We start from the raw sequence: 12,805 nt of genomic DNA on the forward strand, positions 1-12,805 counted from the left end.
CATTCGCGGCATCCGCTCCCGGTCACGGCACTAGCTCAGCAGCGCCGCCGGCCGGGCGGAAGTTCGGCGCGAGAGCAGCACCATGACGCAAGTGACCAGGCCGATGAGGAAGGCCGTGCCGGAGGTGGCCAGGCTCACCGGGACCGAGTCGATGTTCGGGGCGGTCGTCGCCATCACGGCCGCTGCGGTGTGAGTGGTGCGCAGTGCGCGCAGTCGTTTGCCGGCGTGGACGTGGAGCGGTACACCCTCGTTGGGGGTCGCCCCTTCTCGGCTGCCGTTCAGCATGCCGATGACGGCGGCCATGATGGTGCCGAGGATGGGGACGAGATTGCGGTCGGCGACCAGCAGCAGGAGGGCGATGACCGAGATCAGCATGCTCAGGCCGGCGGTCCTGACGACATTGGTGAATTCGCTGTCGGCCAGCCGGTAGGCGAGATCCACTCTGATCCGAGCCGTCCCCTCGCCGGGGGAGATGTCGAACTGTTGCGGGGCGGTGGCCGGTTGCTCGGTGCGGACCGGGACCAGTCGGGCGCCGTCAGCCTGGGGCTCCCCAGCGAGGACCATGCCGGGCGGGGGCACGATCTGGAGCCGGTTGCGCAGCTCCAGCGGCAGCGTCAGCTCGAGTGAGACCACCACCCCACCGAGGCCGGTCCGGCGTGCCGTGCACTCGTCCTCGTAGCCGTAGCTCAGCTCCGAGGACAGCCCCGGATGGACGTCCACCATGGCCACCACCGGCGTGTAGCGCATCAGTTCGCCGATGCGCTCTCGGAGGAAGCCCTCGACCTCCTCCGTCTGCCGGGCGCGGTCCAGCAGCGTGGTGAGGTCGTCCGCGTTGCTCTGCGCGTCGAGATGGCCGAGCCGGCGCGACAGCTCGGCCCGGGAGGAGTCGTCGCCCGCCCGTTCATGGGTGTCCAGCAGTCGGCGGACTCCCTTGGCGACGACCTGGACGGTGTCCTCCGTACCGAGCACGCTCACCGGACGGGCGCCGCGTTCGCTCGGGTTCAGATGGTCGAGATCCTCCCAACGACCCGCTGGCAGGACGTCCGCGAGCACCATCCGGCGCCCGGCCCGGTCCCCGGCGTCGAGCTTGGTGGTGACCTGGTGCCGGCAGGTACCGCTGGAGGTCAGCTCCACCCGGTGGGTCCGGTTGGTGATGGTCCTGGCGGGCCGGGTGAGGTCCTCCAACAGTTGGAGTTCACTGCCCAGGACCGGGACGCCCCGGGGGTCGATGGCCGTGGTGAGGTCCGGCGCCACCAGCGCGGTCAACGCCGTTGCCGACTCCGGGCGTTCGGTGAAGTACGTGACCAGATCACGCCCGAGCAGGACGAGCCGGGTCGCCGCCAGATTGGCCGGTGCGTCGTAGCGGGCGAGCAGATCGTCCAGGCGGAGGAGCGTGCCGTGCTCGACCTGGGCGGGTGCGTTCAGGATCTCCGCCACGGCCGCGATGATCTCGGGCAGCGGCCGATCGGCCGGGGCGAGGGCGGGCAGCGTCGCGGCGGCGGCCCGGCTCGCCGCCTCGGGGTAGCCCGCGAGCAGCGCGACATGGGCGAACGAGGCCAGTCGCCTTAGTGCGAACTCCGGCTGATAGCTCGCGAGATGGTTGATTTCCAGGATGTACCGGCCGAGCCGCCCGGTGTGCAACGGCTCCAGTTCTTGGTGGTGATAGGTCGCGGCGATCCGGTGGGCCTGGCGGAGGACCGTCGGCCGCTCTGCGGCCAGCCGCGCGGTGAGCGCGGTCCGTAGGACGGGCCGGAGGCTGTACCGGGGTGCTTCCTCGGGATCGACGGCCGGGGCCCGGTCCTCGACGACGAACGGGGAGGCCGTCACCTGCTCCGGTGTCACCTCGACCCCCAAGGCGTCGGCGGTGTGGGCCACCAACTCGGCGTCGAACCACCGGTGGACGGCCAGCGCCTCCCAGAACCCGGCCTCCTCCCGGGGCAGTCGGTCCACCGCGGCCAGCGCCTGCGCGGCGAGGGATTCCTGTGTCACGGCCGCTGCGCCCCTCTCCGGTCGACGCCCTGCTGTCGCGGCAGCCCGGCCCGGCCGAATGCGAGGTGGCCTGTGAAGAACTCGTCCAACAACATCGGGATGCCGCCGTACTCCTGATGGATCGCCAGAGACTTCGCGTGAAGCTCGGTGACGCCGAGCGCCTCGATCCACTCCTGCACGGCCTCGACGTCGAACGGCGGCAGCACCATGGTGTGCACCGAGGTGGAGTCCGGGTGGGTCAGCCGGGGCACCTCCCGGCCGGCCAGGAAGACGCCGGCGTCCTTGCGGGAGAGCAGATTCGGCAGCAGGGAGTCCCCGAGCCACTTCCGCATCGGCTGCCCGCAGCGCTCGAAGCCGTCCAGGCAGAAAACCGGCCGCCGGTCGTCCGCCAGCAGGTTGTCCAGCAAGGCGTCGCTCAGTGCCGCCGTCCGCAGGATGCGGTCCTCGGTCTGGCCGATGATCTGGAACGCCGAGGCGCGGGCCCGCACGTTAGTGAACTCCACGTTCAGTGACCCGGCCTGCTCGGCGAACCGGTCCCGGGCCGTCCGGTAGCTCGGCGTCTCGACCCGCTGGCCGCGCGCCTGGATGGCCAGGGTCTCGAGCACGTCGTACTCCCGGACGGTGCGCTCCAGATCGACGAAGTAGGCGCCGTTCTCCCGGTGCCGGTCGTGGATCTCGAACAGCAGCGAGGACTTGCCGATGCCCTCCGGGCCCTCGAAGAAGAGCGCGCGCTGTCCGGTCTCCTCGCCCGAGGCGAGGCGGGCCGCGCGCGACAACTGCTCGGCGCGGTCGATGTGCTGACGCTGCGACGCCGAATCGGCCACCGTGCTCCCGGTCCTCCTGTGTGGTCCGCCGAGGGGGTCAGTTGCTCTGCGGGTCGGTGGGCGCAGCGCTGTCCGTGATCTCCACCGCACTGTCCTCGAAGCTGCTCCGGCGGAACTTCGTGGTGGCCCCCTTCACCACCTTGATGGACGACCGACGCGTCTTGAGCCGATCGCTCTCGAACGTCCGATGCGGCTCGGGTGCCACAGGTTCGTGGCCCTCCACAGCGGCCCGGACACCCACGGCCCTGAGCTCGGCCTTTTTCAACGAGCCGCGCCGCAACCCGTACACGATCAGCCCCAGGGCGATCACCACGACGCCGCCGATGACCAGGAGCTGGGTGACAGTCAGATCGACCATGCCGCCACACGCCTTTCTGCCGTACCGCTTACCGAGTTCGGCAGAACCCTCCCATAACGTCCCCCCACCGGGCAGGTTTCCGGCCAAGCTGTTTCTACTCCGTGACACGACGATGCCCTGCCCGAACAGACGCTCGGGCAGGGCACTATGACTGATCGTCAACTGTTCTTGTCGCGCTTCGCGAGGCTGTGCTTACTTGGTTCCACGCTTCGCGAGGAAGGCCTCGACCTGCTGCCGGATCTCCGGCGTGTCCAGCCCACGGACCGTCATGGTGGTGCGGCGGCGCAGCACGTCGTCGGCGGTGTACGCCCACTCGTTGTCGGCGGCGTACGCGACCTGGGCCCAGACGTCCGGTCCGTCGGCGTGGATCGGCTCGCCGAGCTCCGGGTGCTGCGCGATCAGGTGGGCGATCTCGAAGGAGAGCGTGCCGTAGTGCGAGGCCAGGTGCTTGGCGACCAGCGGCTCCATCCGGGAGCCGGGCTCGCGGTCCACCAGCAGGCGGTGCGCGACGGCGTTCGGCGCGCCGACACCCGGCAGCGGGACGGTGGCCGGGATCGGCGACATGTCCTCGCGCAGGCCGGTGCCGGGCACGTGGGCGAGCTTCTCCAGCACGGTGCGGCCGATGTGACGGTACGTCGTCCACTTGCCGCCGGCGACCGAGAGCATGCCGCCCCGGCCCTCGGTGACCACGGTCTCGCGCTTGGCGGCGGAGGTCTCGCCGGGGCCGCCGGGCAGCACCCGCAGGCCGGCGAAGGCGTACGTGATCAGGTCGCGGTCGAGGTGCTCGTCGCGGATCGCGTGGCCGGCCTCGTCCATGATCTGGTCGATGTCGGCCTCGGTGGCGCGGACGTCCTGCGGGTCGCCGGTGTACTCCTCGTCCGTGGTGCCGAGCAGGACGTGGTCCTCCCACGGGATGGCGAAGGAGACGCGGTACTTGTCGATCGGGATGGTGAGCGCCGCGCGCCACGGGGTGCGGCGCTTGACCACCACGTGCGCGCCCTTGGAGAGCCGGATGGACGGGGCCGCGCCCGCGTCCTCCATCTTGCGCAGGTGGTCGACCCAGGGGCCGGTGGCGTTCAGCACCAGGCGGGCGCTGATGCCGAACTCGGTGCCGTCCAGACGGTCCTTCAGCTCGGCGCCCGTCACCCGGGTGCCGGTGAACCGAAGGCCCGTCACCTCGGCGTGGTTGAGCACCACGGCGCCCGCCTCGACGGCCGCGCGGACGGTCATCACGGCGACCCGGGAGTCGTTCATCTGGTGGTCGCCGTAGACCGCGACCGAGCGCAGGCCCTCGGTGCGCAGCGCGGGCACCTGCTGGGCGGCGTGCGCGGCGGTGGAGACCCGGCCCATGCCGTCCCGGAAGGCGGACAGCGCGGAGTAGAGGAAGACACCGGCGCCGAGCTTGGCCGCGCCGTGCGGGCCGCCCTTGTAGACCGGCACGAAGAAGGTCAGCGGGTTGACCAGGTGCGGGGCCACGTCACTGGAGAGCACCCGGCGCTCCTTGTGGTTCTCCGCGACCAGCTTGACCGCGCCGGTCTGCAGGTAGCGCAGCCCGCCGTGGACCAGCTTGGAGGAGGCGCTGGAGGTGGCACCGGCGAAGTCGCCCGCGTCCACCATGGCGACCTTGAGGCCCGACTGGGCGGCGGTCCAGGCGGTGGCGGTACCGAGGATGCCGCCGCCGATCACCAACAGGTCGTAGGTGGCCTTGCCGAGCAGCTCGCGGGTCTCGGCACGGGAGGCGGTGTGGCCGTTGGTGTAGCCGGCGCCCAGAGTCGGGATGGTAGCCATGGTGTGTGTTGCGGCGCTCGGTGCGGGCGGCGCCGCTTCTCCTCTCGATGGTGCGGGTGCGGTCTCCGCGGAGACCGGGTCGGCCTCCTGAGAGGCCGTCAAACGGCGTTGGCCGGTCGGGGCCGCTGCTGGCCCCGACCGGCGTGACGGTCAGCTCTCCTCGTCCTCCTCCACCCAACCCATGGTGCGCTCGACAGCCTTCAGCCACTTCTTGTACTCGCGCTCCCGGGTGGCCTCGTCCATTCGGGGAGTCCACTCGGCGGCGCGGTGCCAGTTGGCCCGCAGGGTGTCCAGGTCGGGCCAGAAGCCCACCGCGAGACCGGCCGCGTAGGCGGCGCCGAGCGCGGTGGTCTCGGCCACGTACGGGCGCTCGACCGGGGCGTTCAGCACGTCCGCGATGTTCTGCATGAGCAGGTTGTTGGAGGTCATGCCGCCGTCGACCTTGAGGGCGGTCAGCTCGACGCCGGAGTCCTTCTGCATGGCGTCGACGACCTCGCGGGTCTGCCAGGCGGTGGCCTCCAGCACGGCGCGGGCCAGGTGGCCCTTGGTGACGTACCGGGTCAGACCGGCGATCACACCGCGGGCGTCGGAGCGCCAGTACGGGGCGAACAGGCCGGAGAAGGCCGGCACGAAGTAGGCGCCGCCGTTGTCCTCGACGGTGGAGGCCAGGGTCTCGATCTCGGCGGCGGTGGAGATGATGCCGAGCTGGTCGCGCAGCCACTGCACGAGCGAGCCGGTGACCGCGATCGAGCCCTCCAGGGCGTAGACCGGCTTCTGGTCGCCGATCCGGTAGCCGACCGTGGTCAGCAGGCCGTGGTAGGAGTTGACGATCTGCTCGCCGGTGTTCAGCAGCAGGAAGGTGCCGGTGCCGTAGGTCGACTTGGCCTCGCCGGGCGAGAAGCAGGTCTGGCCGAACAGCGCGGCCTGCTGGTCACCGAGCGCGGCGGCGACCGGCACGCCGTCCAGGACGCCGACCGCGTGGCCGTAGACCTCGGCGGAGGAGCGGATCTCCGGCAGCACGGTGAGCGGCACGCCCATCGACTCGGCGATCTTCTCGTCCCAGGCCAGGGTGGAGAGGTTCATCAGCATGGTGCGGCTGGCGTTGGTCACGTCGGTGACGTGCTTGCCGCCGTTCACACCGCCGGTGAGGTTCCAGATCACCCAGGTGTCCATGGTGCCGAACAGGATGTCGCCGGCCTCGGCGCGCTCGCGCAGGCCCTCGACGTTGTCCAGCAGCCAGCGGATCTTCGGGCCGGCGAAGTAGCTGGCCAGCGGCAGGCCGGTCTCGCGGCGGAAGCGGTCCTGGCCGACGTTGCGGCCCAGCTCGCGGCAGAGCGCCTCGGTCCGGGTGTCCTGCCAGACCAGCGCGTTGTGCACGGGCTTGCCGGTGTTCTTGTCCCACAGGACGGTGGTCTCGCGCTGGTTGGTGATACCGATCGCGCGGATGTCGTCCTTGGTCAGACCGGCCTTCTCCAGCGCGCCCGCGACCACGGACTGCACCCGGGTCCAGATCTCGGCGGCGTCGTGCTCGACGTAGCCGGGCTGCGGGAAGATCTGGCTGTGCTCCTGCTGGTCGACGGCGACGATCCGGCCGTCGGCGCCGAAGATGATGCAGCGGCTCGACGTGGTGCCCTGGTCGATCGCGGCGATGTAGTTGCCAGTCGTGGTCATGAGGTCCTCGGCTCGAATGAGGGGTTCAGGAAGAGGGGCGGGCCTGACGAGAGGTCAGTCCCCGTGCACAGGCCTGGGGCAAACCAACGGGGCGTCAGAACGCCAGGTGGTAGAAGCCGCCGGCCAGCAGACCGCCGACGACCGGGCCGGCCACCGGGATCCAGGCGTACGACCAGTCGGAGCCGCCCTTGTTCGGGATCGGCAGCAGCGCGTGCATGATGCGCGGGCCGAGGTCACGGGCCGGGTTGATCGCGTAGCCGGTCGGGCCGCCGAGCGAGAGGCCGATGCCGACCACGGTGAAGGCGACGATCAGGATGCCGGTGCCGGAGAGGCCGAGGCCCGCCGTGAGGCCCTGGGTGAGGATGGCCAGGCAGAGCACGAAGGTGCCGATGATCTCGGTGAGCAGGTTCTGTACCGGGTTCCGCACCTCGGGGCCGGTGGAGAAGATGCCGAGGGTGGGCTCCTCGTTCGCCTGGAACTGGCCGAGGTAGGTGACCCAGACCAGGGCGGCGCCGATCAGCGCGCCGAGCAGCTGGGAGCCGATGTAGAGCGGCACCTTGCCCCACTCGCCGGTGTTGGCGGCGATCGCGAGGGTGACGGCCGGGTTGAGGTGGGCACCCGACTTCGGCGCGGACATGTACGCGGCGATCATCACCGCGAAGCCCCAGCCGAAGGTGATGGCGAGCCAGCCGGCGTTGAGGGCCTTGGACTTCTTCAGCGTGACGGCGGCACACACGCCGCCGCCGAGGAGTATCAGAGCGGCGGTGCCGAGGGTTTCGCCGACAAAGATGTCGCCGTTGGAGAACGCGGACACTAAGGACTCCTTCGTCCGTGACCGGAGCAGGTGGGGGAGAGTGGCGCTTCCCGTCCCGGGGTCGCGCCGCGACGGTGGCGTTCCGTTTGCTCCGGACACCGTTCGACAATGTCGACCGTCATGCGGAAGCTTCCCCCCGTCGTTGCCCTCACGTCAAGACGGGGTGACACACCTGTGATCCATCACTCAACGTGATCACACCATGGCGCCGAAACTAGCAGTCGGATGGCATAAAAACTGGACAAAACACCAAAGCGCGGGCAGGCCGAAGCCCACCCGCGCTCGCGGGAATCTCACCAAGCGTCAGAACCGGCCGGCACCAAGGTCCCGGGAGATCGCCCGGGCCGCGCTGCGCACCGAGGCCACCAGCGAGGGCCGGACGAAGCCGTCCTCGCAGACCCGCTCCACCGCACCGCTGATGCAGACCGCGCCCACCGGATTGCGCCGCCGGTCCTGGATCAGTGCACCGATCGAGGCCACGCCCTCCCAGGTCTCCTCGACCGCGTCGGCCCAGCCGCGCTCCCTGATCAGCCCGCACTCCTCGTCCACCGAGGCCAGATCGGTCAGCGTCCGCGAGGTGTACGACTCCAGCGGCTCCTCGCCCAGCTCACCGCGGGCCACCGGGTCGTACGCCAGCAGCACCTTGCCCAGCGCGGTGGAGTGCAGCGGCTGCATCGAGCCGACCTCCAGCACCTGGCGGGTGTCGTCCGGGCGGAACACGTGATGAACGATCAGCACGCCGCGCTGGTGCAGCACCCCGAGGTAGACCGTCTCGCCGCTGGCCCGGGCCAGGTCGTCCGCCCAGACCAGTGCCCTGGCCCGGAGCTCGTGCACGTCCAGATAGCTCTGGCCGAGCCGGAGCAGCTCGGCACCCAGCTGGTACTTGCCGGTCTCCGGATCCTGCTCGACGAACCCCTCCTGCTGGAGGGTGCGCAGGATGCCGTGCGCCGTCCCCTTGGCCAGCCCCAGTGCGGTGGCCACCTCCGACAGACCGAGTCGCCGCTCGCCGCCGGCCAGCAGCCGCAGGATCGCGGCAGCCCGGGAGAGCGACTGGATCGGGCCGGGCATTGCGTACCTCCGCTGACAGGCGGTCGACATTGTCGACCGCAGTGGTATCGCTCAGAGTCTGCCAGGCCGACGGGTGGGCGTGCACCTTTCCCGGCAGGACCCGTCAGTTCCCGACGGCCTCGGCCAGCGCAAGGATCTGCCCCGGACCGACCCGGCAGCAGCCACCCACCAGCCGGGCCCCGTCCGCCAGCCACCCCGCCACCCGCTCGGGACGGAAGGTCGGCTGGCCCTGCCAGGCCCGGTCCTCCCAGCTCTCCCCGCTGTTCGGGTAGACCACCACCGGCTTGCCACTCGCCCGCGCCGCGACCCGTACGGCGGCGTCCGCGTCCTCCGGCGAGCAGCAGTTCACCCCGACCGCCACCACCCCGGGCGCGTCGGCCGCCAGCGCGAACGCCTCCGCGATCGGCTGCCCCGCCCTGGTCCGGTCACCCGCGATGCTGAACGACAGCCAGACCGGGACCTCGACCCCCTCCAGCGCGCGCAGCACCGCCGCCGCCTCGTCGGTGTCCGGGATCGTCTCCACCGCCAGCACGTCAGGACCGGCCGCCACCAGCGCCTCGATCCGCGGCCGGTGGAAGTCCACCAGCTGACCCTCGGTCAGCCCGTACCGGCCCCGGTACTCCGAACCGTCCGCCAGCACCGCCCCGTACGGCCCCACCGAGGCCGCCACCCAGCCCGGCCCCGCCGCCCGCGCCAGCTCGACGCTCCGGCCCAGCAGCGCGGCAGCCTGCTCCCGACCGACACCCCGACGGGCGAAGCCCTCGAAGCTCGCCTGATAGCTGGAGGTGATCGCCACCTGCGCGCCCGCCGCGAAGTACGCCCGGTGTGCCGCAGTGATCGCCGACGGATCGTCCGCCAGCAACCGGGCCGACCAGAGCTCGTCGGACAGATCGTGCCCCGCGTCCGCCAACTGGTTGGACAACCCACCGTCCAGCACCAGCGGCCCCGCCGCGAGCGCCTCTGCGAACGAACCCACCATCATGTCCTCCTCGAATCCTTCCGCACTCTAGAACGCCCCAGCTCAACGCCCCGTGCCAGGTCCGCTGCGCGAGACACTGACACGCCGTCACCCGTTGCGACTAGCATCCAGTCATGACCGGCCCTTACTCGCACTGCCACTTCTGCGGAACGCCGTACGCGGCGGCCGGCACCGTCTGGCCGCGCACCTGCCCGGGCTGCGGCGAGATCAGCTACCGCAACCCGCTGCCCGTCGCCGTCGCCCTGCTCCCCGTCGAGCCGCCGGACGGCACCCGCAGCCTGCTGGTCATCCGCCGCACCATCGAGCCCGGCTACGGCGAGCTCGCCCTCCCCGGCGGCTACATCGACTTCGGCGAGACCTGGCAGCAGGGCGCCTCCCGCGAACTCCGCGAGGAGGCCGGCATCGACGTCGACCCCGCGAGCGCCCGGCTGGCCGACACCGGCAGCGACGAGCGCGGCATGTTCCTGATGCTCTTCGCCCTCTTCCCGCCCCGCCCCCTGGCCGAGCTGCCGCCCTCCGTCCCCACCGACGAGACCGACGGCTGGTACCTGATCAACACCCCCACCCCGCTGGCCTTCCCGCTGCACACCCAGGTCGCCGACGCCTGGTTCAAGGGCACCTTCGACTAAGCGTCGCTCGGCCCCGCTTCGGGGGCCGCCGACGGCAGCGGGATCCGCACGGCTCCCCGGCGCCTCGGTGCGGCACCGGACCGGGGCACCGTGGGGCGCTCCGTCCGAGGCAGCGGGAGCCGACCGGCACGAGCGAGGACCCGGCGCGCGGCAGGCTCCTGCTGGTGCACGCGCAACCCGGTGCGCAGTTCGCGCAGGGCGGCGTCACCGCGAGCCGACGTGACGTTCGGATAGTCGTCGAGGAACCTGTCCCAGGTGTGGCAGGCGAGCTCCAGGTGCCCTTGGCGCAGCTGGAGGCTCGCGAGGCGGGCCGTGGTGAGCATCCGAGCCCTGCCCTCCTCCGAAGGCCGGTGGCGCAGCGAGTGGGCGAGTGCTGCGCAGGCCCCCGGAATGTCGCCGGTGGCAGCGAGCACCTCGGCCTGCTGGTGTGCGAAGGCGGCCTGGTGGTAGCCCCCGAGCAGAACGCGGCTGTCCGGGGGAGTCTGATCCAGCAGGCGCTGGGACCGGCCGAGGCACGCCAGTGCCCGCCGCCGTTCGCCCGTACACGCCAGGGCCAGCGCCTCCTGCCCGGTGACGAAGGCCGCGGACTCGGTCGGCAGCGCGCCGCGTTCCCTGGCCGCGTGCTGGGCGAGCTGCAGCGCCAGCCCGGAGTTCCCCAGGAAGACCGCCTGGACGCTCATCTGACGGAGCGCCATCGCGTGGCGGAGCCGGTCGTTCGCCTCGGCGGAGAGCTGTGCGGCGATCCGGAAGTAGGACTGGGCCGCGCCCTGAAGGTTCTCGTCGAAGGACACGAAGCCGGCCAGATAGGCGAGATCCGCCGCGGCCTGGTGGAATCGCCGACCGACCGACGGCGCGGTCGCGCAGTCCAGCTGGGCGGCGATGTCGACGGACAGGTACGCGGTCAGTGCCGGGCGGATACGTGCTCCTCCGAACGCCTTGTCGGCGTCGGCGAAGAGCGTCACCAGCAGCTCGGCGGTGCGGACGTGAGCGGTGCCGATCCGGCTGTGGGCGCGGTCCCCACCGGAGGGCGGTGCGGGCTCGGGCAGCTCCGGATCGAGCGAGTACGGCAGCAGGCGCAGCGCTCGGCGGGCGCTCGGCGTGTTCTCCGCGAGTTCGCGCAGCCGCTCGTGCGGAGCCGCGGTGGAGGAGGCTTCGCTCCTGGTCTCGGCAGCGAAGCCCGCCTGCTCGGGCCCGACGGTCCGGCCCAGGGCCTGGGACAGCACCTGGCAGACGAGCGCGCAGACGTGCTCGCGCGGACGGGTGCCGGCCAGCCAGTGCGCGACGGAGCTGCGGTCGTAGGTGACGACCATCGCTCGTCGGGCGCCTTCGTGGTTCACGGCCTGGGCCAGTCTCTGACCGGTCCAGCCGGTTTCGTCGAGCAGGGAGCGGAGTCTCAGATTGGGATTTCGTCGGGAACTCATGGCAACCCCATTTACGCAGGACAATGACCGACGAGGTATCAGGTCCCCGACCGCTCAAGGCTTTTCGACACTGTGCGCGCTGACCGGCCGCCGTGGCAAGGGCACCTCTGGGCCATGGGCACAACAAGCCCGAAAACGGATCGCGTCGCAGGTTTCAGCACGTGGAGAAATTCAACAAGGCCGGGCCCGCAAGTCATGGAAGTCGTCCACCCCGGCCGTGCATTCTCGGATTGTCCGTTCCGTCGGCCCGGCCCGAACGGTGAGGAGCCTACGACAAGGAATTGGCATGCGGACCGTGCACGTCCATCTCTTCCCCGGCCAGGGGGACTTCACGATCGCCTCACTGGTGCGGGAGACCCGCTCGGGCGGGGGGCTGCGAGAGGTGGCGCGGCAGGTCTACGAGCAGATCGACGAGGTCACCGCCGAACGTCGGCTGCCGGCGCTCGCGCCGTGGCTGTTGGGCCCGAATCCCCCCGGCGGCCGAGAGCTGGCCGAGGCTCCCGTGGGAACCTCCCAACTCGCCCTGTTCGGAGCATCGATGACGGTCCACCAGGCGCTCTGCGCATCGCGTGGCGAACCGGCCACCCTGCTGGGTGTGAGCTTCGGGGAGATCGCGGCCCTCACCGCGGCCGGCGCCTTCGCCGTCGACGACGGTGCCCGGATCGCGTACGACCTCGCCCAGGTGCTCGCCACCTGCCCCGGCGGGCTGACGCTGCTGCGGTGCTCGGAAGACACGGCCCAGACCCTCATCGACCTGCTGGAGCTGACCGGGGAGGCGGTGGTCGCCTGCGTCAACGATGACCGGGAGACGATTGTGAGCGGTCCGACAGCCGCGCTGGAGGCCGTCGAACTGGCCGCCCGTGGCGAGGACTTGGCGGCTGTCCGGCTGAGACTGCCGTTCTCCTCCCACCATCCCGGTCTGCACGATCAGGCGAAGGTGTTCGAGCAGGCCGTACGGGCCTATCCGGTCGCCCCGCTCGGTCCCGTGGTCTACTCCGCGGTTGCCGGGCGGGCCTACACCTCCACCGAGGACCTGCCCCGTCGACTGGCCGACTGCCTGGTCCGCCCGGCCCGGCTGCCACCGGTCCTGCGCCTCGCGGGCCGGGCCCGGCCCGCAGCGCTCTTCGAGGCCGGGCCCGGCAGCGCGCTGGCCGACAGCGCGCGGCGGGTGCTCGCCGGACCGGACACGACCGTCCACGCGCCGTTGGGCGACGCGGGCTTCCGCTGGTGATCCCGCTCCGCCGTGACTGTGCCCCCGACCCCT

General features: G+C 71.2%; 11 protein-coding genes. 2 read left to right on the forward strand and 9 right to left on the reverse strand.

Annotated elements, in window-relative coordinates:
* Positions 1-30: 30 nt before the first annotated feature.
* The 8 genes from F4556_RS31785 to mmuM all read right to left on the reverse strand — a co-directional run bounded on the left by F4556_RS31785 (position 31) and on the right by mmuM (position 9,491).
* Positions 31-1,989, reverse strand: coding sequence for a hypothetical protein (locus tag F4556_RS31785; RefSeq protein WP_184922324.1), 1,959 nt, complete (start codon positions 1,987-1,989; stop codon positions 31-33).
* Positions 1,986-2,813, reverse strand: a complete 828-nt coding sequence (locus F4556_RS31790) for a P-loop NTPase family protein (protein WP_184922326.1) — start codon at positions 2,811-2,813, stop codon at positions 1,986-1,988. Before F4556_RS31790 ends, F4556_RS31785 begins: the two co-directional genes overlap by 4 nt.
* 37 nt (positions 2,814-2,850) lie before the next feature.
* Positions 2,851-3,171 carry a hypothetical protein gene (locus F4556_RS31795; protein WP_184922329.1) on the reverse strand — a complete coding sequence of 107 codons (321 nt, stop codon included), beginning with the start codon at positions 3,169-3,171 and terminating at the stop codon, positions 2,851-2,853.
* A gap of 192 nt (positions 3,172-3,363) precedes the next feature.
* Positions 3,364-4,959, reverse strand: a complete 1,596-nt coding sequence (locus tag F4556_RS31800) for a glycerol-3-phosphate dehydrogenase/oxidase (protein WP_184922331.1) — start codon at positions 4,957-4,959, stop codon at positions 3,364-3,366.
* A 150-nt stretch (positions 4,960-5,109) separates the two neighbouring features.
* Positions 5,110-6,630 (reverse strand): glycerol kinase GlpK, encoded by a 1,521-nt coding sequence (glpK, locus tag F4556_RS31805; protein WP_184922334.1) that lies wholly within the window; start codon positions 6,628-6,630, stop codon positions 5,110-5,112.
* A gap of 94 nt (positions 6,631-6,724) precedes the next feature.
* Positions 6,725-7,444, reverse strand: a complete 720-nt coding sequence (locus F4556_RS31810) for an MIP/aquaporin family protein (RefSeq protein ID WP_184922336.1) — start codon at positions 7,442-7,444, stop codon at positions 6,725-6,727.
* Positions 7,445-7,747: 303 nt separating this feature from the next.
* Complete coding sequence (locus F4556_RS31815; RefSeq protein ID WP_184922338.1) at positions 7,748-8,512, reverse strand: IclR family transcriptional regulator; 765 nt, start codon at positions 8,510-8,512, stop codon at positions 7,748-7,750.
* A 103-nt stretch (positions 8,513-8,615) separates the two neighbouring features.
* Entirely contained in the window at positions 8,616-9,491 is an 876-nt protein-coding gene (gene mmuM, locus F4556_RS31820; RefSeq protein WP_184922340.1) for a homocysteine S-methyltransferase, read from the reverse strand.
* Positions 9,492-9,604: 113 nt separating this feature from the next.
* Between mmuM and F4556_RS31825 the strand changes: the two genes are divergently transcribed.
* Entirely contained in the window at positions 9,605-10,120 is a 516-nt protein-coding gene (locus tag F4556_RS31825) for an NUDIX domain-containing protein (RefSeq protein WP_184922342.1), read from the forward strand.
* Here F4556_RS31825 and F4556_RS31830 read toward each other — a convergent pair.
* Positions 10,117-11,541 carry an NsdA family TPR-like regulatory protein gene (locus tag F4556_RS31830; protein ID WP_221503748.1) on the reverse strand — a complete coding sequence of 475 codons (1,425 nt, stop codon included), beginning with the start codon at positions 11,539-11,541 and terminating at the stop codon, positions 10,117-10,119. The two genes, F4556_RS31825 and F4556_RS31830, sit on opposite strands and share 4 nt — an antisense overlap.
* A 286-nt stretch (positions 11,542-11,827) precedes the next feature.
* Here F4556_RS31830 and F4556_RS31835 point away from each other — a divergent pair, with 286 nt between their 5' ends.
* Positions 11,828-12,772 (forward strand): acyltransferase domain-containing protein, encoded by a 945-nt coding sequence (locus F4556_RS31835; protein ID WP_184922346.1) that lies wholly within the window; start codon positions 11,828-11,830, stop codon positions 12,770-12,772.
* Positions 12,773-12,805 lie beyond the last annotated feature (33 nt).

Source organism: Kitasatospora gansuensis (assembly GCF_014203705.1).
GTDB lineage: Bacteria > Actinomycetota > Actinomycetes > Streptomycetales > Streptomycetaceae > Kitasatospora > Kitasatospora gansuensis.

What these genes read in the sequence shown, in the direction of transcription:
- F4556_RS31795 (WP_184922329.1), bottom strand. Translation starts at nt 3,171, where the DNA reads ATGGTCGATCTGACTGTCACCCAGCTCCTGGTCATCGGCGGCGTCGTG.
- F4556_RS31800 (WP_184922331.1), bottom strand. Translation starts at nt 4,959, where the DNA reads ATGGCTACCATCCCGACTCTGGGCGCCGGCTACACCAACGGCCACACC.
- glpK (WP_184922334.1), bottom strand. Translation starts at nt 6,630, where the DNA reads ATGACCACGACTGGCAACTACATCGCCGCGATCGACCAGGGCACCACG.
- F4556_RS31815 (WP_184922338.1), bottom strand. Translation starts at nt 8,512, where the DNA reads ATGCCCGGCCCGATCCAGTCGCTCTCCCGGGCTGCCGCGATCCTGCGG.
- mmuM (WP_184922340.1), bottom strand. Translation starts at nt 9,491, where the DNA reads ATGGTGGGTTCGTTCGCAGAGGCGCTCGCGGCGGGGCCGCTGGTGCTG.
- F4556_RS31825 (WP_184922342.1), top strand. Translation starts at nt 9,605, where the DNA reads ATGACCGGCCCTTACTCGCACTGCCACTTCTGCGGAACGCCGTACGCG.
- F4556_RS31830 (WP_221503748.1), bottom strand. Translation starts at nt 11,541, where the DNA reads ATGAGTTCCCGACGAAATCCCAATCTGAGACTCCGCTCCCTGCTCGAC.
- F4556_RS31835 (WP_184922346.1), top strand. Translation starts at nt 11,828, where the DNA reads ATGCGGACCGTGCACGTCCATCTCTTCCCCGGCCAGGGGGACTTCACG.